Origin of the sequence: Roseibaca calidilacus (assembly GCF_001517585.1) — a bacterium.
Taxonomy (GTDB): Bacteria; Pseudomonadota; Alphaproteobacteria; order Rhodobacterales; family Rhodobacteraceae; genus Roseinatronobacter; species Roseinatronobacter calidilacus.
Genome location: NZ_FBYC01000004.1, coordinates 395509 through 415795 on the forward strand (window position 1 = coordinate 395509; position 20287 = coordinate 415795).

Annotated in this window: 19 protein-coding genes; 8 read left to right on the forward strand and 11 right to left on the reverse strand. The window is 64.4% G+C overall.

Going from position 1 to position 20287, the window contains the following annotated elements; all coding sequences use genetic code 11:
• The first annotated feature begins 153 nt into the window (after positions 1-153).
• From AWT76_RS05400 to AWT76_RS05415, 4 genes are all read left to right on the forward strand, one after another.
• Positions 154-1593 carry a hypothetical protein gene (locus AWT76_RS05400; RefSeq protein WP_072245442.1) on the forward strand — a complete coding sequence of 480 codons (1440 nt, stop codon included), beginning with the start codon at positions 154-156 and terminating at the stop codon, positions 1591-1593.
• 367 nt (positions 1594-1960) lie between these two features.
• Entirely contained in the window at positions 1961-2716 is a 756-nt protein-coding gene (locus AWT76_RS05405) for a 5-oxoprolinase subunit B family protein (RefSeq protein WP_072245443.1), read from the forward strand.
• On the forward strand, positions 2713-3723 hold the full coding sequence (locus tag AWT76_RS05410; protein ID WP_072245444.1) for a 5-oxoprolinase subunit C family protein: 1011 nt from the start codon (positions 2713-2715) through the stop codon (positions 3721-3723). Before AWT76_RS05405 ends, AWT76_RS05410 begins: the two co-directional genes overlap by 4 nt.
• Positions 3723-4490 carry a LamB/YcsF family protein gene (locus tag AWT76_RS05415; RefSeq protein ID WP_072245445.1) on the forward strand — a complete coding sequence of 256 codons (768 nt, stop codon included), beginning with the start codon at positions 3723-3725 and terminating at the stop codon, positions 4488-4490. Before AWT76_RS05410 ends, AWT76_RS05415 begins: the two co-directional genes overlap by 1 nt.
• Here AWT76_RS05415 and AWT76_RS05420 read toward each other — a convergent pair.
• From AWT76_RS05420 to AWT76_RS05460, 9 genes are all read right to left on the reverse strand, one after another.
• Positions 4487-5548, reverse strand: a complete 1062-nt coding sequence (locus tag AWT76_RS05420; protein ID WP_072245446.1) for a DNA recombination protein RmuC — start codon at positions 5546-5548, stop codon at positions 4487-4489. The two genes, AWT76_RS05415 and AWT76_RS05420, sit on opposite strands and share 4 nt — an antisense overlap.
• On the reverse strand, positions 5545-7383 hold the full coding sequence (gene mutL, locus AWT76_RS05425) for a DNA mismatch repair endonuclease MutL (protein ID WP_072245447.1): 1839 nt from the start codon (positions 7381-7383) through the stop codon (positions 5545-5547). The genes AWT76_RS05420 and mutL overlap by 4 nt, the downstream gene beginning before the upstream one ends.
• A 39-nt stretch (positions 7384-7422) precedes the next feature.
• Positions 7423-8718, reverse strand: a complete 1296-nt coding sequence (locus AWT76_RS05430) for a M16 family metallopeptidase (RefSeq protein WP_072245448.1) — start codon at positions 8716-8718, stop codon at positions 7423-7425.
• A complete protein-coding gene (locus AWT76_RS05435; protein ID WP_072245449.1) occupies positions 8718-10046 on the reverse strand; it encodes a M16 family metallopeptidase in 1329 nt (442 codons plus the stop codon). Before AWT76_RS05435 ends, AWT76_RS05430 begins: the two co-directional genes overlap by 1 nt.
• Before the next feature lie 81 nt (positions 10047-10127).
• Positions 10128-10661 carry a DUF3035 domain-containing protein gene (locus AWT76_RS05440; RefSeq protein ID WP_072245450.1) on the reverse strand — a complete coding sequence of 178 codons (534 nt, stop codon included), beginning with the start codon at positions 10659-10661 and terminating at the stop codon, positions 10128-10130.
• Positions 10662-10735: 74 nt separating this feature from the next.
• Positions 10736-11215 (reverse strand): signal peptidase II, encoded by a 480-nt coding sequence (lspA, locus tag AWT76_RS05445; protein ID WP_072245451.1) that lies wholly within the window; start codon positions 11213-11215, stop codon positions 10736-10738.
• Positions 11216-11224: 9 nt separating this feature from the next.
• Entirely contained in the window at positions 11225-12814 is a 1590-nt protein-coding gene (gene purH, locus AWT76_RS05450) for a bifunctional phosphoribosylaminoimidazolecarboxamide formyltransferase/IMP cyclohydrolase (protein ID WP_072245452.1), read from the reverse strand.
• 21 nt (positions 12815-12835) lie between these two features.
• Positions 12836-14587 (reverse strand): heparinase II/III family protein, encoded by a 1752-nt coding sequence (locus AWT76_RS05455; protein WP_072245453.1) that lies wholly within the window; start codon positions 14585-14587, stop codon positions 12836-12838.
• Between the two features lie 91 nt (positions 14588-14678).
• Positions 14679-15947 (reverse strand): RsmB/NOP family class I SAM-dependent RNA methyltransferase, encoded by a 1269-nt coding sequence (locus AWT76_RS05460; protein WP_072245454.1) that lies wholly within the window; start codon positions 15945-15947, stop codon positions 14679-14681.
• A 46-nt stretch (positions 15948-15993) separates the two neighbouring features.
• On the opposite strand from AWT76_RS05460, the gene AWT76_RS05465 reads away from it, so the two are divergent.
• From AWT76_RS05465 to AWT76_RS05475, 3 genes are all read left to right on the forward strand, one after another.
• On the forward strand, positions 15994-16230 hold the full coding sequence (locus AWT76_RS05465) for a DUF1674 domain-containing protein (RefSeq protein WP_082700117.1): 237 nt from the start codon (positions 15994-15996) through the stop codon (positions 16228-16230).
• A 69-nt stretch (positions 16231-16299) separates the two neighbouring features.
• Positions 16300-17271, forward strand: coding sequence for a DUF3179 domain-containing protein (locus AWT76_RS05470; RefSeq protein WP_072245456.1), 972 nt, complete (start codon positions 16300-16302; stop codon positions 17269-17271).
• The gene (locus AWT76_RS05475; RefSeq protein WP_072245457.1) at positions 17268-17582 is read left to right on the forward strand and encodes a Dabb family protein; all 315 of its coding nucleotides are present in this window, start codon (positions 17268-17270) and stop codon (positions 17580-17582) included. The genes AWT76_RS05470 and AWT76_RS05475 overlap by 4 nt, the downstream gene beginning before the upstream one ends.
• 286 nt (positions 17583-17868) lie before the next feature.
• On the opposite strand, the gene rpoH is transcribed toward AWT76_RS05475, so the two are convergent.
• Positions 17869-18765: an RNA polymerase sigma factor RpoH gene (rpoH, locus tag AWT76_RS05480; protein WP_072245458.1), complete on the reverse strand. Its 897-nt coding sequence runs from the start codon at positions 18763-18765 to the stop codon at positions 17869-17871.
• 87 nt (positions 18766-18852) lie between these two features.
• Positions 18853-19923 carry an RluA family pseudouridine synthase gene (locus AWT76_RS05485; protein ID WP_072245459.1) on the reverse strand — a complete coding sequence of 357 codons (1071 nt, stop codon included), beginning with the start codon at positions 19921-19923 and terminating at the stop codon, positions 18853-18855.
• On the opposite strand from AWT76_RS05485, the gene AWT76_RS05490 reads away from it, so the two are divergent.
• Positions 19889-20194 carry a DUF6476 family protein gene (locus AWT76_RS05490; RefSeq protein ID WP_072247490.1) on the forward strand — a complete coding sequence of 102 codons (306 nt, stop codon included), beginning with the start codon at positions 19889-19891 and terminating at the stop codon, positions 20192-20194. The genes AWT76_RS05485 and AWT76_RS05490 overlap by 35 nt on opposite strands.
• The last annotated feature ends 93 nt before the right edge of the window (positions 20195-20287 follow it).

Below are 20287 nucleotides of genomic sequence, written 5' to 3' on the forward strand. Positions count from 1 at the left end.
GCCGCGCGGGGCTTTTTCATGGCTGAACAGGGATAAAAGACCTTGAAAACAACGGTTGGGGCTAGGCCGTTTGAAACGGATGTATTACCCATGACGACGTAAGTTTATTTACTGCCGCTGGCTAAAGACAGATACGCCCAAAGGAATACAGCGATGCCGATTCCCTGCACCCGCCCTGCCAAGGCTTTGGCCCTGACGCTTGCCCTTGGCGGTGCCTTGACCGGGCAAGAGGCTTCGGCCCAAGGCCTTAGTGTCGAGACCGGGTTCGAACGCTTGTCGTCGCCGCAAACCCTGATCGAAGGGTTGAACCGATTGTATGTCGGCTACCAGTTCTCCGAGACGCTGAGCCTTGGGCAAAGTTTCTACTCCGGGGCGCTGGGCGATGCGGGGGGCGCGTTCTTCTGGGGCTTCGAAGGTGTCGCGCGCCTGCCATTGTCGACCGGGCTGTCGCTGTCGGCCTCTGGCTTCATCGGCGGTGGGGGCGGTGCGGCGCAGGTGATTGGCGATGGCACCATGGTCCGCGCGGGGCTGGCCTTGGACTACCAGATCGCAGAGTCTTGGGCGGTGCAATTGACAGGCGCGTGGATTTCGATCGATGGCGCGCCAATTGACGGGCCGGCCTTCGGGGTTGGGCTGCGCCGCCAGATCGGCACCAAAACGCCCGGCGGCTGGGATGCCAAGCTGGATGCCGCGGGCGGCACTGTCACGGCCCTGTCCCCGCAAAACGGCGTCCTGAACCGCGACGGCAACCCTCAGGATAGCGTTGTGTTGGTGGGCGCGCGCGCTTTGTATGGCTTGGGCCAAAACACGCAGCTTAGCCTTGGGGCCGATGGCGCGGGCTCTGGGGCACAGGGGTATATGCAGGTCATGGCTGGCCTACGGCGCAATTTCGCGCTTGGCCCGACCACGCTGTTCATCGAAGGCGGTGTCGGCTTTGGCGGCGGTGGCTTGGTCGACACGGGCGCGGGGCCGTTGATAGAAGCGTCGGCGGGTGTCAGCCTGCCGGTCACGCGGGCGCTGGATGCGCAACTGTCCATCGGCGGCAAGGCCGCGCCAACGGGCGATTTCCGCGCCGCTGCTGTGTCGCTGTCGATTCTGCGCAATTTTGCCCGCACGCGGGGCGATGAGGGTTTGGGCGAACGCCCCAACCGCTGGGCCTATAGTGGCGGCATCTCGGTGCAGCAGACCGGTGGCAATTATTTCCTGAACAGCAATACCGCCAGTTTCATCGTGATGCAGGAAAGCTCTTTCGATTATTTTCTGGGCCAGAACCTGTATGTGTCCGGCAATGGCCAGACCGCGCTGCATGGCGGGGTTGCAGGCTATGCGGTGGGGCTTTTGGGGCTTGGCTATCAGTTCGACATCACCCCGCGCTGGGCCGTGTCTTTGGAAGGGCATGTCGGGGCCGCAGGGGGTGGCGGTGTCAACGTGGCCGGTGGCGTTCTGGGCAGCCTGCGCGCTGAGATTGACTACCGTATCACCGACCGGCTGGCGCTGTCGGTGGGCGTGGGACAGATGCGCGCGTTGCGTGGCAATGGGTTGGACAGCACTATCGGCACGCTGGGTTTGAAAATACCCTTCGCGACCCGCTAGAAAACTGACCCGGCGCATTCTGTCTCGCCGGGTTTCTGTGCTGGACCCCGTGTGCCACGGCAATGCCCAGTCATTTCGCCAATGCGGGCACCCGCCGCAAGTTGGGCCAGATCGCAGCATTTGCCCCCTAAGCTGGTCGCGTGTTTGCCCTGCGACGAGCATCGGCAACTCTTGTTGCGCGGACTGCCCGGATGCAAACCTCCGCCCAAGGTCTTGCCACCAGCAAATCAGGGCGCAACTGTTGGTTCGCGCAGGCTTTGGCGATAGCCTGACAGCACCCAACCCAGCACCGCTGCTTCAACCCGGGCGCTGTCAGCATTAGATGCAAACCTGCAAACAGCCTGACCTCTGGCGCAAGGACCATGCAATGACCGTCACAACCCCGTCCGCCCCCCCCGTAGACACGGGCTATCCGGCCATCCGCACTGTGGGTGTGGATGGGTTTCTGGTCAGTTTTGCCGGGCGTCTGGAGGAGCGCGCGAATCGTGCAGCGCTCGCCTTTCGCGCGGTTGTGGAGCGAGAGAACTGGCCCGGTGTTGAAGAATGCGCCACGTCGCTGGTTTCTGCCTTTTTGCGGTTTGACCTTGCGGGCAGCGACCATGACAGCTTGCGCGCGCGGTTGGAAACCTTGCTGGCCAGCCGCGACTGGTATGATGCGCCCTTGCCCGGCGGGCGGCGGCTGTGGCGCGTGCCGGTGGTGTTCGGGGGTAAGAATGGTCCGCATCTGGCGGACGCGGCGGCATTGGCCGGGCAATCGGTGGAACAGGCGATTGCCACGCTCTGCGCGGCCCCCGTGCGGGTGCAGACCATCGGCTTTGCCCCGGGCCAGCCCTATTTGGGGCAATTGCCCGAAAACTGGGATATTCCCCGCCAGACCAGCCTGACGCCCTTGGTGCCACAGGGCGCGCTGGTGGTGGCGATCCGGCAACTTATCGTGTTTTCCGTGGGCATGCCGACCGGGTGGCGGCAGATTGGCCAGACCGGGCTGCGCTTGTTCCGGCCGGATACGCCAGACCCCTTCCTGCTGCGCCCCGGTGATGAGGTGCTGTTCCATCCCGCCCATGATCTGGACCGCCTGCGCGCGGCCCCTGACGGTGGCGCTGTGGCAGAGGCGCTGGCATGACCCGAATGCTCAGCATCCTTCAGGCAACCCCCGGCGTGACGGTGCAGGACAAGGGCCGCCCGGGCTATCTGGCGCAGGGGCTGTCGCGCGGCGGGGCCGCCGACCTGCTGGCCTTGGCCGAGGGGGCGGCGCTGTTGGGCCAGTCTGACAGCTGCGCGGTTCTGGAACTGGCAGGCGGCGCTGTGGCGCTTACCGTTTCGGCCACAATGCGCGTGGCGCTGACCGGGGCCGAGATGCGCGCTACGCGCGATGGCACGCCGCTGGTCTGGGGCGCAAGCCATGCGCTGCCCAAGGGCGCGCGGCTGAATATCGCCCCTTTGCGCGGCGGTTTTGGGTATTTGCATGTCGGCGGCGGGTTGCGCTTGCCCGAACAGCTTGGCGCGGTCAGCGCGCATCTGGCCGCCGGGATTGGCCAAGCCGTGCAGGCGGGTGACACGATCGCGGTTGGCCCCGACGCGGGCCAGCGCACCGGGCTGGCATTGCCAAGCGCGCCTATGGACCACGGCTTGCGCCTTGTGCCCAGCTTGCAAACCGCCCTGTTCGGGCCAGAGGCCCTTGCCCGGCTGGAAACGAGCCGCTTCACCAAGGATGCGCGCGGCAACCGGATGGGACAACGGCTGGTGCCGCAGGGCGACGGTTTCGCCACCGAAGCGGGGCTAAGCATTCTGTCCGAAACCATCGTGCCGGGTGATGTGCAGATCACCGGCGATGGTATGCCCTATGTGCTGCTGGCCGAATGCCAGACCACGGGCGGCTATCCGCGTATTGGCACGGTGCTGCCTTGCGATCTGCCCAAGCTGCTGCGCGCTGGGCCGGGGGCGGTGTTTCAGCTACGGTTCGTGTCGCTACAAGAAGGCGCAGCACTGGAACGGGCCGAAGCCACGCGCCGCGCGGGCCTGTCGCGCGCGCTGCAACCGCTGCTGCGCGACCCGCGCGACATGCCCGATTTGCTGCGCTATCAACTGGTCAGCGGCGTGACCGCGGGCGATGAATTGGAGGAGCGCTGATGCGTGTCGATCTGAATGCCGATCTGGGCGAAAGCTTCGGGCCTTGGCCAATGGGCGCGGATGGCGCGCTGCTGGACATCATCACCTCGGCCAATATTGCCTGTGGCTTTCACGCGGGCGACCCAGATGTGATGGCTGCGGCAATGGCGCAGGCCGCGCGCAACGGCGTTGGGATCGGCGCGCATCCGGGCTTGCCCGACCTGCAAGGCTTCGGGCGGCGACGGATGGAGATATCACTCGCCGCCGCGCGCAACCTGACCGCTTACCAACTGGGGGCGGCGCAAGCCATGGCGCGGGCTGCGGGCGGGCAGGTGCGCCACTTGAAGCTGCATGGCGCACTGGCCAATATGGCCGCCGAAGATGAAACACTGGCAACCGCCTGTTACGAGGGCGCGCTGGCGGTGGACCCGGATATCATTATCATGGTCATTTCCGGCACCGCGCAAGAGCGCGCCGCGCGGGCACTTAACGCGCGCATGGCCTGCGAAATATTTGCCGACCGCGCCTATACCGAGGATGGCCTGCTGATGGACCGCCGCCAGCCCGGCGCGGTGCTGCATGACCCCGATGAGATGGCCGCGCGCATCTTGGCCATGCTGCGGGCGGGCGCGATCATCACGGCGCAGGGCACGCATCTGCCCGCGCGCATCGACACGATCTGCCTGCATGGCGATGGGCCGTCTGCCGTGGCTGCGGCGCAAAAGCTGCGCGATACACTGCAAGACGCAGGTGTGACGCTGGCGCAATTCGACGGTGCGCGCGGCTAACCGCCTTGCGCAAAATCGAAGCTGTCCAGCCGCGCGCCGCGCCGGGTGATCTTGTCGGCGGAAATGCGAATCTCGCCCAGATCGCCCTGCACCTGCTGAATATGCTGTTCCAGCTTGGCCACACGCCCGCCAAGGCGTTCGGCATCGGCGGCCATCAGGGCAATCTCGCGGCGCACGGCCTGCGCTTCGGCGCGCAGGCGGGTGTCTTTGAGCGTCGCGCGCAACGTAATAAGCGTGGCCATCAAGGTTGTGGGCGACACGACCCAGACACGCGCGGCAAAACCCTCGCGCACCACATCGGGCAAGGTGGCATGCAATTCTGCATAGACCGCTTCCGAGGGCAGGAACATCAGCGCACCTTCGGCGGTTTCGCCGGGCAGGATGTAGCGTTCCGAAATGGCGCGAATATGCGCCCGCAACGCCTGCGCCAAGGCCCGGCGCGCGGCGGTGCGCGCGCTGTCATCCGGGGCCGCGATCAGCGCGCGATAGGCTTCCAGCGGGAATTTCGCGTCCACCCCGATGGGTTGGGCCATGTGTATCAGCGCATCAACCCGCCGCCCGTTCGACAAGGTGGCTTGCAGGCTGAAGGCATCGGGCGGCAGCGCGTCGGACAGAAGCGCTTCCAACTGCACCTCGCCAAAGGCCCCGCGTGCCTGCTTGTTCGACAAGATATCCTGCAACCCCAGCACGTTCGACGACAGCGCTTCTATCTTGGCCTGCGCGGCATCAATCACCTGCAAGCGTTCGCGCAGCGCACCCACGCTGGCCGCCGTGCTTTCGGCGGACCCGGCTAGCGATTGCCCCATGTAGCGCCCCAGATCGGCCAGCCGCGATTCGACCAGCCCAACGGTTTGTGTTTGCCCATGCGCGACCTGCGCCAACCCACCCGATAGCTGGTTTTGCGTGTCGGCCAGATGGGTCAACCGCGTGTCCAGCGCCGAAAGCCGGGCCGCCAGATCGCCCATCACGCGGGCCACGCGCCACAACACGACCAACCCCAAAACCGCAAGCGCCACCAACCACGGGTCCACCGGCCAAGTCTGCGGGTCGAAACTCATCGCCGCCCGAACAGCTTTTCAATATCGGCCAGCGACAATTCCACATAGGTGGGTCGCCCGTGATTGCACTGGCCGGAATGCGGCGTCGCTTCCATCTCGCGCAGCAGGGCGTTCATTTCCTCTGGGCGCATTTGGCGGCCCGAGCGGACAGATCCATGACAGGCCATGCGCGACAGCACCGCGTCAATCCGTGCCTCCAGCCCGGTCGAAGCCCCCTGATCCGCCAATTCGTCCAGAATGTCGCGGATCAGCGCGCGGCCATCGATCGCGCCCAAAAGGGCAGGGGTTTCGCGCAATATGACCGCCGCGCCGCCAAATGCTTCCACCACCAGCCCAAGCACGGCCAGTTGCGGTGCGATTTCCAGCAATGTGGCGGCTTCGGTTGCGGACAATTCCACGATTTCAGGGATCAGAAGCGCTTGCGAGGGCACGCCGTTTTTCGCGCGCAACCGTTTCAGCTTTTCATACACCAACCGCTCATGCGCTGCGTGCTGGTCGACAATCACAATGCCGCTTTCGGTTTGCGCGATAATGTAATTTTCGTGCAACTGCGCGCGCGCGGCGCCAAGAGGTGCCAAACTCGGGGGGGGGGCCGGTATGTCGGGCGCGGTATCGCTGCGCGCGGCCATGGTCGCGCCTGCGTCCCAGAACCCCGCGCTTTCGGCCATGCCCTGTGGCGCCTGCAACTGATAGGCGGTCGCGCGCGCCGCCCCCGATGGCCGGTCCATCTGGTAGGTGCGCGCAGCCGCTGGTTGAAACGCACCCAGCATAGCGCCCGTGTTGGTGCTGCTGGAGCGGTGCCCGGCCCCAGCAAGCGCATGGCGCAACCCGCTGACCACCAGCCCGCGCGCCAGCCCCGGATCGCGAAAGCGCACTTCGGATTTCGCCGGATGCACATTCACATCCACCAGTTCCGGGTTGCAGGTTATGAACAATGCGGCAACCGGGTGCCGATCGCGCGATAGCAGGTCCATATAGGCCGCGCGCAAAGCGCCTAGCAGCATCTTGTCGCGCACCGGGCGGCCATTAACGAAGAAATACTGTGCAACCGCAGCGCCGCGCGAATAGGTGGGCAGGGCGGCAAAACCGGTCAGGCGCAACCCTTCGCGCTCGGTGTCAATCCGCAGCGCGTTCTCGGTAAATTCGCGGCCAAGGACCGCGGCCAACCGCTCTTCCAGTGCATCGAACAGCGCACCTTGGGCCGCGTCCAGACGCAGAATGCTGCGGGAATCACCGTCCGAAACATCGGACAAGGTAAAGCTGACATAGGGTTCCGCCATGGCCAGCCTTTTGACCGTGTCGGCAATCGCTTGCGCTTCGGCCCGGTCAGAGCGCATGAATTTCAGCCGTGCCGGGGTGGCGTGGAACAGGTCGCGCAATTCGACGACAGTGCCATATTGCGCGGCTTCGGGCCGCACCGGGGTCATGCGCCCGCCCTCAACCGCGATGGTTGCGCCGTCGCTTCCCGCCATGCGGCTGACAATCCGCAATCGTCCCACGGCGCCAAGCGAAGGCAGCGCTTCGCCCCGAAAGCCGAAAGAATGAATGTTCAACAGGTCAGACCCGTCGATCTTGCTGGTGGCATGTCGTAAAAGTGCAAGTGGCAGGTCATCCCCTGCCATGCCACACCCATCGTCGCGCACGCGGATCAGGGTTTTGCCACCATCGGCATAGTCCACCTCTATCCGTGTTGCCCCGGCATCAAGCGCGTTTTCCACCAGTTCCTTCACCGCCGAAGCCGGGCGTTCCACAACTTCGCCAGCCGCGATCCGGTTGACCGCAGCTTCATCAAGTTGCCGAATTTCTGGCCGTATATTGCGGTTGGGTCGGTTCATGCTACAGGATATAGCATGCCCCCAAAGGCACTGCCAAGCTTAGTTTATGCCCTCGGGCTGCCCAACAACAATGAAGCGCAAGGCCTCTGGATCATAAAGCCGCTGCGCCATGGCGTTGGCCTCTTCCAGCGTCACATCTTCAACCAACGTGTTGCGGATGTTGACATAATCCACGTCGAAGCCTTGAAACTGCATTGACGCCATGATGCCCGCAATCGCGCCATTCCCGTCAAAGCGCAACGGGTAGGCGCCTGTCAGATAGGTCTGGATGCGCCCAAGCTCTTCTTGCGTGACGCCGTCTGATGCCAGTTTTTCCCATTCAGCGCGGATCAGGTCGATCACTTCGGCCACATCGGCATTGCTGGCCGACAACCGGCCCTGATAACTTTCGCCCAGAAAGCCAGAGGCCAAAAACGCGCCAACCCCATAGGTTAGCCCGCGCTTTTCGCGCAGTTCTGTCATCAGGCGCGTGCCGAACCGGCCACCCCCCACAATTTCATTGACCACAAAAGCGGTCAGGAAATCGGGATCATCGCGCGGGATACCGCGATGGCCAAAGGCAATCACAGATTGGGGGCCGTCAAAGGGCACATGGGTTACGCCGGGCTGGGCCGCGAAGCTTGCGCGCCCGGGTAGCGGAACACTGCTTTCGGGCACGTCTTCGAACAGCGCGTCCAGCATCGGACCAAGGGCTTCGGCGTCAACATCGCCCGCCACGCCAATATGAACCCGATCACGCGTGATCGCGGCCTGATGCGCCTTGCGAAGGTCGTCGCGCGTCAATTCGCTGACGCTGTCGGCGGTGCCATCGGACGGGCGCGCATAGGGATGGTCGGGATAAGCGGCTTCGGCAAAAGCACGGCTCGCAATGGCGTTCGGTTCCAGCGCATCGCGCCGCAGGCTGGCGACCAGTTGCGCGCGCACCCGCTCTATGGCGTCGGCGTCAAAGCGCGGCTTGGTCAGGGCGGTGTTCAGAAGCGCGATCGTTTCCTCTGCGGTTTCGGTCAGAAACTGCGCCGATACGCTGACCGTATCGCGCCCCGAATCGAAGCTGATGCGCGCGGCCAATTCTTCCGTCCGGATGGCAAAGCCTTGCGCATCCATCTCGCCCGCGCCCTCGTTCAAGAGCGCGGTCATGAAAGCGACCGCCCCAAGGCTTTCGTCGCTGTCCAGCGCTGCGCCGCCTTCAAAAATCAGGTCCACGGCAATGATGGGGATCGAGCGTTCTTCAACCAACCACGCTTCCAACCCGCCGGGGCTGGTGACTGGGGTGATATCCACCTCGGCGCGCAAGGGCGAGGCGAAGAGCAGGCAGATTGCAAGGATCAAGCGCATTAATTCACAGCCTCTGTTTCGGGGCGGGTCAGATAGCCGGTGACGGAACTTTTACGGTCCAGAAGCAGGTTGGCGGCCTCGATCACCTGTTCTGGTGTGACGGCTTCAAGCGCATCGATCCAGTCGTCGATCTCGTCCACGCTCAGGCCCACCGACAAGCCAACGCCGTATTGCCGCGCGCGGCCCTGCACATTGTCGAGCGCATAGATTTCCGAGGCGCGGATCTGTCGGCGCACACGGTCGAATTGTTTCTGGTCGACACCCTCTTCCACAAATTCAACAATCGCGGCGTCAAGCGCGGCCTCGGCATCTTCCAAAGATACCCCGTCAACCGGCGCGATCCCTACGCTGAATGTGCCATAATCACGCGCCATGCCGCTGTAATTGGCCCAAGCCGACAGCGCCACGCCCTGTTCAAAATTCAACTTTCGTTCCAGAACAGAGGTTGACGCGCTGCCGCCCAGCAGCGCCGCGAGTATTTGCAGGGCCGCGGCCTCTTCGGTGTTGTGCCGGGTGGGTGCCAGATACATGCGGCTGACATAGGGCGTTCCCACGCGCGCATCTTCCAGTGTCAGGTGGCGTGCGGCGGTGTGGGGTGGCTCCATCGGGCGGGCGCGTGTGGTCACGTCAGGATTGGCCGGGATCGGACCGTAATGGGTGCGTGCAAGCTCCATGGCTTCGTCAAAATCGACATCGCCCGCGACCACAAGTATGGCGTTGTTGGGCGCGTAGTGCTGGCGGTAGAAGGCTTTGGCATCGTCGCCATTCAACGTTTCCATTTCATGCCGCCAGCCAATGATCGGGGTGCCATAGGGGTGCGCTTGGTACAGCGCGGCCATCATGGCTTCGTTGAACACCCGCCCCGGTTCGCTTTCCACGACCTGTCCGCGTTCATTCAGGATCACGTCGCGCTCTGGCCGCCATTCGGCTTCCGACAAGGTCAGATCGGTCATGCGATCGGCTTCCATCTGCATCATTAACCCCAGACGGTCAGAGGCCACGCGCTGGAAATACCCCGTATAATCCCATGATGTAAAAGCGTTATCGCGGCCGCCATTGGCTTCGACCACGGCAGAGAATTCGCCGGGGGCCAGATCATCCGTACCTTTGAACATAAGGTGTTCCAGGAAATGCGCGATGCCGGATTTCAGGACGGGTTCATCTGCCGCGCCCACACGATACCAGACCATATGCACCACAACGGGCGCGCGGCGGTCTTCGATCACCAGCACGTCCATGCCGTTTTCCAGCGAGCCTTGGGTGACCGTGCTGGCCTGCGCCGCGCAAGCTGTCAGAATAAAGCCAACTGCTGCAATGACATTCCGCATTATCGTTCCTTTCGCATCTGGCGCATAGCTACTGCGGATTGCCCCGCATTCAAGCCCCGAAACACGAATGTGAGAGCGATCTTACTCTGCCTGCTGGCCTTCTGGCGGGGCGCTGGGCGTCTGCACCCCGGCGCGGCGCCAGCGTTGCAACTCGGCATATTTGTCCAGCCACATGCCTTCATAGGCATTGTGGTAGACATTCACGGAAAACAGCCGTTCCAGAAGGCGCCCGTCATTGTCGCGGCGGAATTGCAGGTCTTCGGCGGCAAGCTGGTCGCGAATCCCGTCGCTGCGCCCGAAACGGGCTGCATAATTCACGATGCCGCCATCGACACCGCCCCCGGCCATGGCGCGGGCCGGGTTGCCACCAAGCGCGCGCGCCACATCTGCGCGCGGCTGCGGGTCAACCCGGTTTGCGCCGCCGGGGTTGGGCGCGGGCAGGTCTGCAAGGCTATCGGGCATTTCCAGCGGCTTGGTGGGCAGAATCCCGAATTCGTCGGGTTCGCGGTCTTGCGCGGCTGCGTGCATCAGAATGGGCTGGTCCGTATCCGAACAGGCGCCCAGCGCCAGAACAGCGCAGCCCGCAATCGCCAAGATCCCATGCCGGAGTGCCATTATCGTTTCCCCAAATGCCCTTTGCCAGAACTGTTTAGCGCATCACTGCGCCGACGTCACGCCCTTGCGTTGCGCTATTTGCGCCGGGCGCTTTCGCGTGGCCCCGCGAACAAGATCAGCAGCGCCGCGCCCAGAAAAATAGAGATATCCGCGATGTTGAACGCATACGGGTTCCTGAACCCGCAACAGGTGACATTCAAGAAATCGGCGACTGCGCCAAAGCGGATTCGGTCAATGACATTGCCGATGGCCCCGCCAATCAGAAACCCCGTAGCAATCTGCATGTTGCGGGGCGCGCCTTCGCGTTTCAGCCAGACAAGAACAAAGCCACAAATCGCAAGTGCGAGTGCGATCAGCACCCAACGCATGGCGTCGGATTCGGACCCGAACAGCCCGAAATTAATGCCGGTATTCCACGCCATGACAAAATTCACATAAGGGTCCAGCACCGGCACGAACAGGCGCTGGTCCAGCGCCAAGGGCCCCAGAATATACCATTTGGTCGCTTGGTCGGCGACCAGAATGGTCGCGCCGGTGCCGATCATCGCTTTCATCACGCCCCCTCAGTGCCGGAAATGGCGCTGCCCGGTAAAGACCATGGCCAGCCCTGCCGCATCTGCGGCGGCGATCACTTCTTCGTCGCGCATGGAACCGCCGGGCTGAATAAGCGCGGTTGCCCCCGCTTCGGCGGCAGTCAGAAGCCCATCGGCAAAGGGGAAGAACGCGTCAGAGGCCACGACAGAGCCTTGGGTCAGGGCGGCGTCCAGCCCCAGCACCTCTGCCATGTCTTGCGATTTGCGCGCGGCGATGCGGGTCGAATCGACCCGGCTCATCTGGCCCGCGCCGATGCCCACGGTGGCTTGGTCCTTCACATAGACAATCGCGTTCGATTTCACATGCTTGGCGACCTTCCACGCAAACAGCATATCGGCCAGTTCGGCGTCGGTGGGCGCGCGCTTGGTGACAACGCGCAGATCGTCCGGCCCGATCATGCCATTGTCGCGGTCCTGCACCAGAAACCCGCCCGAGACCTGCTTGAAAGCCAGACCGCCTGCCGCCGGGTTGGCCAGCCCCTTGGTGGTCAGCAGGCGCAGGTTTTTCTTGGTGGCGAAATGCGCAATCGCGTCGTCATCAGCACCCGGCGCAATGACCACTTCGGTAAAAATGCCGGTGATGGCCTGTGCCGTTTCCAGATCCAGCCGCGTGTTCAGCGCGATGATGCCGCCAAAGGCCGAGGTGCGGTCGCAATCATAGGCGCGGCTATAGGCCTCTGTCAGCGTTGCGCCGCGCGCCACGCCGCAGGGGTTGGCGTGCTTGATGATCGCGCAGGCCGGGCCATCTGCGGGCAGAAATTCCGACACCAGTTCGAACGCCGCGTCAGTGTCGTTGATGTTGTTATAGCTTAATTCCTTGCCCTGATGCTGCTTGGCCGTGGCCACGCCGGGCCGGTCGCTGCCATCACGGTAGAAGGCCGCCTGTTGGTGCGGGTTCTCACCATAGCGCAGGGTTTGCGCCAGCGTGCCTGCAAAGGCGCGACGGCGCGGGGCAGGGGTGTCTAGCGCCCCGGCCATCCATGTCGAAACCGCCGCATCATAGGCGGCCGTGCGCGCATAGGCGCGCTGCGCCAGCGTCTGGCGGAAGGTCAGGCGCGTGCGGCCTTCGTTCGTGTCCAGTTCCGACAGCAGCGGGATGTAATCCTCGGGGTCGGTCACGACGCTGACAAAACCGTGGTTCTTGGCGGCGGCACGAATCATGGCGGGGCCGCCGATGTCGATATTCTCGACCGCTTCGGCATAGTCCGCGCCGCGCGCGACGGTTTCCTCGAACGGGTAAAGGTTCACCACCAGCAGGTCGATGGCCTTGATGCCATGCGCGGTCATCGAGCCCAGATGTTCCTCATTGTCGCGCAAGGCCAGCAGCCCGCCATGAACCATGGGGTGCAGGGTTTTCACGCGCCCGTCCATCATTTCGGGAAAGCCGGTCAGGTCCGACACGTCTTGCACCGCCAGCCCCGCTTCGCGCAGCGCCCGCGCGGTGCCCCCGGTCGAAACCAGTTCCACCTTGCGCGCGGCCAGTGCCTTGGCAAGGTCGATCAGCCCGGTCTTGTCAGAGACAGAGATCAGCGCGCGTTTTAGCGGAACAAGGTCGGTCATCGGGGCAGTCCTTATACAACATCACAGGTCTGGCACGGCCAAAAGCTCGTCTTGCGCATGGTCGCGCAAGGCGGTCGGCGTGTCATGCGCCTTGGCCAATGTCCAGTTGGTTTGGCTGGTATAGCTTGTTGCGCTCAAGGACAACACAATCTGTTGTGTGGCGCGGGGTTTGATGCGACCCTTTTCCAGATAGACCGAGGGTGCCAGCGCCAGTGCCGCCCCTTCGGCGCGCATGACCCAGATCTCGCCCGAGCGCAGCGTCAAGGATACGGCCGTGCCGTTCATATCCAGCGATGCCTCGACCTCTGGGTGCAGATGGAAGCGCAGCGCATAAGGGATGGCACCGCCAAGCCGGGTGCGAACCTCGTCAAAGCGCTTTTGCGCGGCCCGGCCAGAGGCGATCAGCATATCCTCGCCCGACAGCACGCGCCCATCCTTGGACAGGTCCAGATAGCGCAGATGTTCCAGCCCATGGCTTTCGCCATAGCCGTCATGGGACAGCGCGACCGCGCGGGCATAGGGGGTGTGGCGGAACTCTACGCCCACATGGCGCGGTCCGTCGGTCAGTTCCAGCCGCCGCCCGCCGGGTGTGCCGAAGCGGGCTGAAGAATACCCATCCAGTGCCAGCGTGGAATGGCTGGCGGTGGCGCGGCTGGCGCGGTGCCATTCCGGGCCGAAACTGCGCCCATCGCCGCATGACACGATTACGGGTCGGCGGTTCGAGGTCAGCTCGAACGCCAATGTTGCAGCATGGGCGCGACCGGGCGCGGCTTGCAGCGGCGGAGGGGCGGCATCGGCAATCACGCTGGTGCGGCCCGCGGCCAGACGAATATAGCCCATGCTTTGTTCCGGGGCCGGGGCCGGGGGCAGGCCCGACAAGGCATCTTGCGCGGTCAGCGCGGCGGCCAATGCGCCGTCGCGCCCGCGCCCGCTGCCATGGCAGCGCATCAGCCCGCCATCGGCATGGCGCAGACAGCGCAAGGCACCGGCCATGCGGCCCATGACATCGATCAAGGTATCGGGCAGGGGCTGGTCATTTTCGGCCAATAGCTGGCCTGCCCAGCCAAGGCATTCGAACACATCCAGCAATTCTTCGGGGTTGCGTGTGGCAATGCCGCCATCCGGCCCGATCTGGTCGGCGCAATCGCGCGCCAAGGCTGTTATCACGCCTTGCGCGCGGTCCTGCCAGCCTTCCAGTGACAAGGCGGCGTATAGCAGCCCCGTGCGGGCCTCTATTCGGGGCAGACCGGGGGCGGCATGGGCCGCGCGCCTGCGCAGGAAATTCGCATGATGCGCCAACATCCGCAGAAAGGCGGTCTGGTCCTGCTGGGTGGCACCTTGCATGACGAACACCGCATGGCTGATCAGCCGGATAAGCCGCCGCCCTGCCAGCCCCGGTGCCCAGCCCGGACCGCCACCGCGCCCGAAACGAAACGCCCAATCGCCAAGCCCCGCTTGCGCAAGCTGGCGTGCGGGCCGGTCGCCCACGGCGGCCAGATGGTCCAGCCACCCGAAGCCATGCAATTCATCCACCGCTTCGGGGGTGCTGGCGTCGAACGGGACCGTGCCTTGGCTGTTCAGCAACTCTCCGGCCACCAAGAAATTGCCCGCGAGCATCTGTTGGCCACGCGCAAACATCCCAAGGCTGCGCGGTTCGGGTTGCGAGGTGATGGCCACGGGCGCGCGCACCCGGCCCAGCCAACGCGCGGCCAGCCTGTCCATGGCGCTGATGCGCTCGGTTCCTGTTGACGCCGGCCTGCTCACCTGTGCCATGTCCCTTGTCGTCTTGCGGGCGTGCCTGTCACTCGCAGGCCCAGCATACCGCCCTTGCGCGGCGCTGTCACCGAAATTGGCGCGGCTGCGGTCATGCCGATGTCGCAATCAGCGCCATGTAGAACCCGTCCAGCCCGCCATGTTCTGGCCAGTAATCGGGGCGGGTGCGGATCGGGCCTTGGGGGCTTTGCCATGCCGGTGGAACGCCCGTGATTGCACGGTGCAGCAACCGCGCGCCGGGGTGGCGTTGCAGGGCGGCGGTGATCTGCTCCTCGCCCTCGGCAGGCAGCAGCGAGCAGGTGCAGTAAACCACCTCTCCGCCCGGTTTGACCAGACCGCTTGCCGGGTCCAGCACCCGGTCCAACAGTCGTGTTTGCAGATCGCGCAAGGCGTGCAGCCCCTCCTTGGTTTTCAGCAGCGGCAGTTCCGGATGGCGGCGGATGGTGCCAGTGGCCGAACAGGGCGCATCCAGCAGCACCGCGTCGAAAGGCTGGTCGGGGGTCCATGTCAGCGCATCGGCACAGACCACCGTCGCGGCCAGCCCGGTGCGTGACAGGTTCGCGCGCAGTCGCTCCAGCCGCGTATCCGACAGGTCCAGCGCGGTCACATCGGCGCCTTGCGCTGCAAGCTGCATGGTCTTGCCGCCGGGGGCGGCGCATAGGTCCAGCACGCGGGCATGTCCGGCCAGCCAGCGCGCGGGCAAGGCACTGGCGGCATCCTGCACCCAGAACGCGCCCGCCGCGTAGCCCGGCAGCGCGCTGACCTGTTGCCCCGCGGGCAGGCGCAGCGTGCCGGTGGGCAAACTCACCCCGTCCAGTCCTTCGGGGCAGGGGCCCCGCAGGCTTAGGTCCAGCGGCGGCGCGATTTCCTGTGCCGCCTCAATCGCTACCGTCGCGGCATTGCCGTAGGCGTTTTGCAACGCGCCGCGCAGCCAACCGGGCAAACGGGGCGCGGGGGCCGCCGCCCAAGCGCCGGGCAAGCCATCTGCCACGCGGCGCAGCACGGCATTGCCCAGCCCGGCAAATTTCGGCGCGACCCGGTTCAGCAACGCGACCGTATCGTTGATGACACCATGCGCCGGGGCCTGCATTGCGCCCATCTCGACCACAGCCAGCCGCAAGGCCCACAGCACGATCTCGGGCGGGGTTTTGCGCAGGGGCCCGCGCAGCAAATGGTCGGCGCGGCCATGGTGGCGAAACCCGGCCAACGCCAAGCGCAACGCACGGGCCTGCCCCTCTGGCGGCAGTGCGGCATAGGGGCGCGGCTGCACTTCGGCCAAGCTGCGCGCCTCGGACACGACCGCCATGACAAGCGCATGCGCGGCAGCGCGGGGGGCGTGCGAGGGCTGGGCATCTGGCATGGTTTCTTGTCCTTTCCTGCGGCTGCGGTATATCAGGCAAGACGCCATGACAAGCAGAGCGACCATGACCGATCACCCCGACACCCCAGACGCCGCGCCCGAAGACGAAGCCACCCGCCGTGCCAAGCTGCCCGAAGCCGCGCAACGCGCGCTGGCCGAAGCGGATGCGCGCCGCGCGGCCGAAGCTGCGATAGAGATGCCACGCGAGCTTGGCGGGCGCAAAGGCCCCGAACCCATCCGCTATGGCGACTGGGAAAAAAAAGGCATTGCCATAGATTTCTGACGCGGCGCGTAACATCTGCGCACGGCCCGGCGTAGAACGGGGCAGCAGACCGCAACCGGAGATGCCGCCATGACCCCCTTGCGCCGCTTGATCTTGGCCTTTGCTACTCTGGCCCTGACCCTACCGGCCATGGCCGATCCTGCCCGTTGGCAAGCTGAATGGCCCAACACCGATTTCGCCCGCGCCAGCGTTGCGTTTTCCGAGATTATGTCGGGCGGCCCACCCAAGGATGGCATTCCGGCCATTGATGCGCCGCGTTTCTTGGCGGCGGCAGATGAAACTCGCCTGTCGCCGCGCGAACCTGTCATGACCTATGCCCCCGAAGGTGCCCCCGCCCGCGCCTACCCGCTGCGCTACCTGATGTGGCATGAAATCGTCAATGACGTGGTCGCGGGGCAGCCTATTGCCGTCACATTTTGCCCCTTGTGCAATACCGGCATGGTGTTCGATGCGCGGGTGGATGGCACGGCGCTGACCTTTGGTGTTTCTGGCAAGCTGCGCCATTCCGACATGATCATGTATGACCGGCAGACCGAAAGCTGGTGGCAGCAGGCCACGGCAAATTCGATTGTGGGGCAGATGCAGGGCGCAAGGCTGACGCAGCTTCCGGCATGGATGGAAAGCTGGGATAGTTTTCTGGCCGCCTACCCGGATGGGCTGGTTATGGATGAACCCCCCGCGCCCCGGCGCTATGGCGCAAACCCCTATGCCGCCTATGACACATCGGACCGCCCGTTCATGTATCGTGGTGAGGACCCGCCGCATGGCATTCATCCGCTGGCGCGCGTGGTGCGTGTGGGCGACCGGGCTTGGCCGTTAGAGCGGCTGCGCGCGGCGGGCGAATTGCGGGAAGGCGGCATGGTTCTGACATGGCGCGCGGGCCAAGCCTCGGCGCTGGATACGCGTGAGATTGGCGCGGGGCGCGAGGTGGGCAATGTCCGCGTGTCGGACGCGCGGGGGCGCCCGGTGGCACATGACATCCCCTTCGCCTTCGCGTTTCACGCCTTTCACCCGAATGGGCGTTGGATGGTCGCGCCATGATCCGGCATATCGTGCTGACACGGCTGAAGCCGGACGTGCAGGAAACCGCCATCGCGGCTGTCTATGCCGGGCTGTCGGCCGTGGTGGCGTGCCACCCCGGCGCGCGCAATTTCTGCGCTGGGCGCTCTGCCAGCCCCGAACAGATGGAACGCGGCTACGGGCACGGGTTTACCATAGATTTTGACGATTGGGCCGCACTCGACGCCTATGCGCAAGACCCCGAACACCGCGCGTTGGGCGCGCAACTTGTTGCCCTTGCGCAAGATGGGTTGGACGGGCTGATCGTGCTGGATATTGAGGTGCCGCAATAGCGTTGGCGCGGCGCAATCCGTGTCGGCCACCCGGCCAAAGCCCTGAAACCGCCGCAACCCAGTCGGGCCGGCCCAAGTTGATGAAACCCAGCCGACCAAACACGGTCCGCTCGCCGGGGTGTTGATGCTCGGCAGTGCATCGACACCGAATTCGTCAAATGTTCAAACAGCGCGCGTCAGGCATCGACCTGCCCCAATGCACCTTGGTTCCGAAAAGCGTTTCCAATCGCCGTGACATGCGCCGCGCAGAGCCCCGCCAACTGAAAGTCGGCGCCTGTGCGCCAGATTATGACACGGGAACGGAGATGCCCTTTTCGCGCGCCAGCGTGCGCATGCGCGCTTGCAGCTTCTCGAAAGCGCGCACTTCGATCTGCCGAATGCGTTCGCGCGACACGTCGTAGCGTTGCGACAGGTCTTCCAGCGTGACCGGATCATCGCTGAGACGACGCTGGGACAACACATCGCGCTCGCGGTCATTCAGCGCGTCCATAGCTGCGGCCAGCAACTCTCGGCGCAGGTCCAACTCGTCGCGTTCGGCGTAATCCTCTGCCTGATTGGCGCTTTCATCTTCCAGCCAATCCTGCCAGCTTGCCGTCCCGTCCTCTGACCCAACCGTGGCGTTCAGCGACGAATCCCCGCCCGACAGGCGACGGTTCATCGAAATCACTTCTTCCTCGGTCACATTCAGTTCAGTGGCAATGCGGGCCACATTCTCTGGCCGCATATCGCCATCTTCCAGCGCGCCGATCTTGTTCTTCGCCTTGCGCAGGTTGAAAAACAGCTTCTTTTGCGCGCTGGTTGTACCCAGTTTGACCAGCGACCACGACCGCAAGATGTATTCCTGAATGCTGGCACGAATCCACCACATCGCATAGGTGGCCAGTCGAAAGCCCTTTTCCGGGTCGAACCGCTTGACCGCTTGCATCAGGCCCACATTTGCTTCGGAAATCACCTCTGCCTGCGGCAGGCCGTAGCCGCGATACCCCATGGCGATTTTCGCTGCCAACCGTAAGTGGCTGGTAACAAGCTGATGCGCTGCATCGGTGTCCTGATGGTCCACCCAGCGTTTCGCCAGCATGTATTCCTGTTCCGGTTCCAGCATGGGGAACCGGCGAATTTCCTGCAAGTAACGGTTCAACCCCTGTTCGGGGCTTGGGGCCGGTAGGTTTGCGTAACTGGACATTCGAACCCTCCTGTCAGGCCCCGCAAGTAAGCCCCGGCCCGCGCGGCTTCAAGTGTTGCAACAAAGCGTAACAAATCCGTTAAGCGTTCAGGCGCTGGGCAGCGTTGCGATCAAGGCCTGCATATCTTTGGGCAGGGGGGCGTGAAACGCCATCGACTCGCCCGTGTCGGGATGCTCGAAGCCCAAAGTTTCGGCATGAAGGGCCTGCCGGGAAAACGCGCCGACCGCTGCGACCGCCTCTTCCCCCAAGGCCGCAGGCGACAGCTTGCGGCGCCCGCCATAGACCGGGTCGCCCACCAGCCCATGCCCCGCATGGGCCAGATGCACCCGAATCTGATGTGTGCGCCCGGTTTCCAGCCAGCATTCCAACAGCGACAGGGCAGGGGGCGTGCCATAGCCCGCCAAAACCCGCGCGCGCGTCACGGCATGTCGCCCGTTCGACCAGACCACGGCCTGCTTTTGCCGGTCCGTCTTGTGCCGCGCCAGTTGCGAGGTGATCTTCAGGATATTCCCGGCCTCGAAACTGGCCCCGCGCACGCCGCGCAGGCGCGGATCACCCGCATCGGGCAGGCCATGCACAAGGGCAAGGTAACGCCGCATCACGCTGTGGCGCTCGAATTGCGCGGCAAGGTGATGATGCGCATGGTCCGACTTGGCCGCCACCAGCAAGCCAGAGGTGTCCTTGTCAATGCGGTGGACAATGCCGGGCCGCTTCTCGCCGCCAATGCCTGACAGGCTGTCGGCGCAATGGTGCAGCAGCGCGTTCACCAAGGTGCGGTCGGGCGAGCCGGGAGCAGGGTGCACCACCATGCCCGCGGGTTTGTTCACCACGATCAGCGCCGCATCTTCATAGACCACATCCAAGGCGATCTGTTGCGCGACGGTCTCGACCTCTGCCGCGGCTTCCAGCCGCAAGACCAGCACATCGCCCTCTGCCACTTTCGCGCGCGGGTCATCCACCACGACGCCCTCGCGCGAAATGCAGCCCTCGGCAATCATCCGCATCAGGCGTGAGCGCGACAGTGCCGCCGCCTCTGGCACATCGCGCGCCAAGGCCTTATCAAGCCGTGCAGGCGGGTCCGCGGCGATCACGACCTGCAATTCGGTGAAAGGTGCCTGCGCCATGTCCATGCCCCCAGAAGATGAAACAACCGCCATGCCCCCCGACGTCCGTTTCGTCAAGCGGTTGGTGGTGGTTTTGACCAGTGTCATGATCGTGGGGGTGGTTCTGATCGTGGGGCTTCTGGTGGCGCGGATCACGCAAACGCCCGCGCCTGTCGCCCTGCCCGACAGTATAGACCTGCCCGCAGACACCACGCCAGAGGCCGTGACCCTTGCGCGCGACTGGGTGCTGGTGCTGGTAGCGGATGAAATTCTGCTGTTCGACCGCGACACCGGCGCGCTTGCCCATCGGATCACGCTGCCCTGACCCCGGCACCGTGCGTGGTGTTGGCTCATAAACCAACCGCGCAACAGCGGCATTGAAGCGGCGCGCGCAGCCCTCTACCATGGCACGAAAACC

Bases quoted from the DNA above. Each gene is read 5' to 3' on its own strand.
- AWT76_RS05400 (WP_072245442.1), top strand. From the start codon at position 154: ATGCCGATTCCCTGCACCCGCCCTGCCAAGGCTTTGGCCCTGACGCTT.
- AWT76_RS05405 (WP_072245443.1), top strand. From the start codon at position 1,961: ATGACCGTCACAACCCCGTCCGCCCCCCCCGTAGACACGGGCTATCCG.
- AWT76_RS05410 (WP_072245444.1), top strand. From the start codon at position 2,713: ATGACCCGAATGCTCAGCATCCTTCAGGCAACCCCCGGCGTGACGGTG.
- AWT76_RS05415 (WP_072245445.1), top strand. From the start codon at position 3,723: ATGCGTGTCGATCTGAATGCCGATCTGGGCGAAAGCTTCGGGCCTTGG.
- AWT76_RS05420 (WP_072245446.1), bottom strand. From the start codon at position 5,548: ATGAGTTTCGACCCGCAGACTTGGCCGGTGGACCCGTGGTTGGTGGCG.
- mutL (WP_072245447.1), bottom strand. From the start codon at position 7,383: ATGAACCGACCCAACCGCAATATACGGCCAGAAATTCGGCAACTTGAT.
- AWT76_RS05430 (WP_072245448.1), bottom strand. From the start codon at position 8,718: ATGCGCTTGATCCTTGCAATCTGCCTGCTCTTCGCCTCGCCCTTGCGC.
- AWT76_RS05435 (WP_072245449.1), bottom strand. From the start codon at position 10,046: ATGCGGAATGTCATTGCAGCAGTTGGCTTTATTCTGACAGCTTGCGCG.
- AWT76_RS05440 (WP_072245450.1), bottom strand. From the start codon at position 10,661: ATGGCACTCCGGCATGGGATCTTGGCGATTGCGGGCTGCGCTGTTCTG.
- lspA (WP_072245451.1), bottom strand. From the start codon at position 11,215: ATGAAAGCGATGATCGGCACCGGCGCGACCATTCTGGTCGCCGACCAA.
- purH (WP_072245452.1), bottom strand. From the start codon at position 12,814: ATGACCGACCTTGTTCCGCTAAAACGCGCGCTGATCTCTGTCTCTGAC.
- AWT76_RS05455 (WP_072245453.1), bottom strand. From the start codon at position 14,587: ATGGCACAGGTGAGCAGGCCGGCGTCAACAGGAACCGAGCGCATCAGC.
- AWT76_RS05460 (WP_072245454.1), bottom strand. From the start codon at position 15,947: ATGCCAGATGCCCAGCCCTCGCACGCCCCCCGCGCTGCCGCGCATGCG.
- AWT76_RS05465 (WP_082700117.1), top strand. From the start codon at position 15,994: ATGACAAGCAGAGCGACCATGACCGATCACCCCGACACCCCAGACGCC.
- AWT76_RS05470 (WP_072245456.1), top strand. From the start codon at position 16,300: ATGACCCCCTTGCGCCGCTTGATCTTGGCCTTTGCTACTCTGGCCCTG.
- AWT76_RS05475 (WP_072245457.1), top strand. From the start codon at position 17,268: ATGATCCGGCATATCGTGCTGACACGGCTGAAGCCGGACGTGCAGGAA.
- rpoH (WP_072245458.1), bottom strand. From the start codon at position 18,765: ATGTCCAGTTACGCAAACCTACCGGCCCCAAGCCCCGAACAGGGGTTG.
- AWT76_RS05490 (WP_072247490.1), top strand. From the start codon at position 19,889: ATGTCCATGCCCCCAGAAGATGAAACAACCGCCATGCCCCCCGACGTC.
- AWT76_RS05485 (WP_072245459.1), bottom strand. From the start codon at position 19,923: ATGGCGGTTGTTTCATCTTCTGGGGGCATGGACATGGCGCAGGCACCT.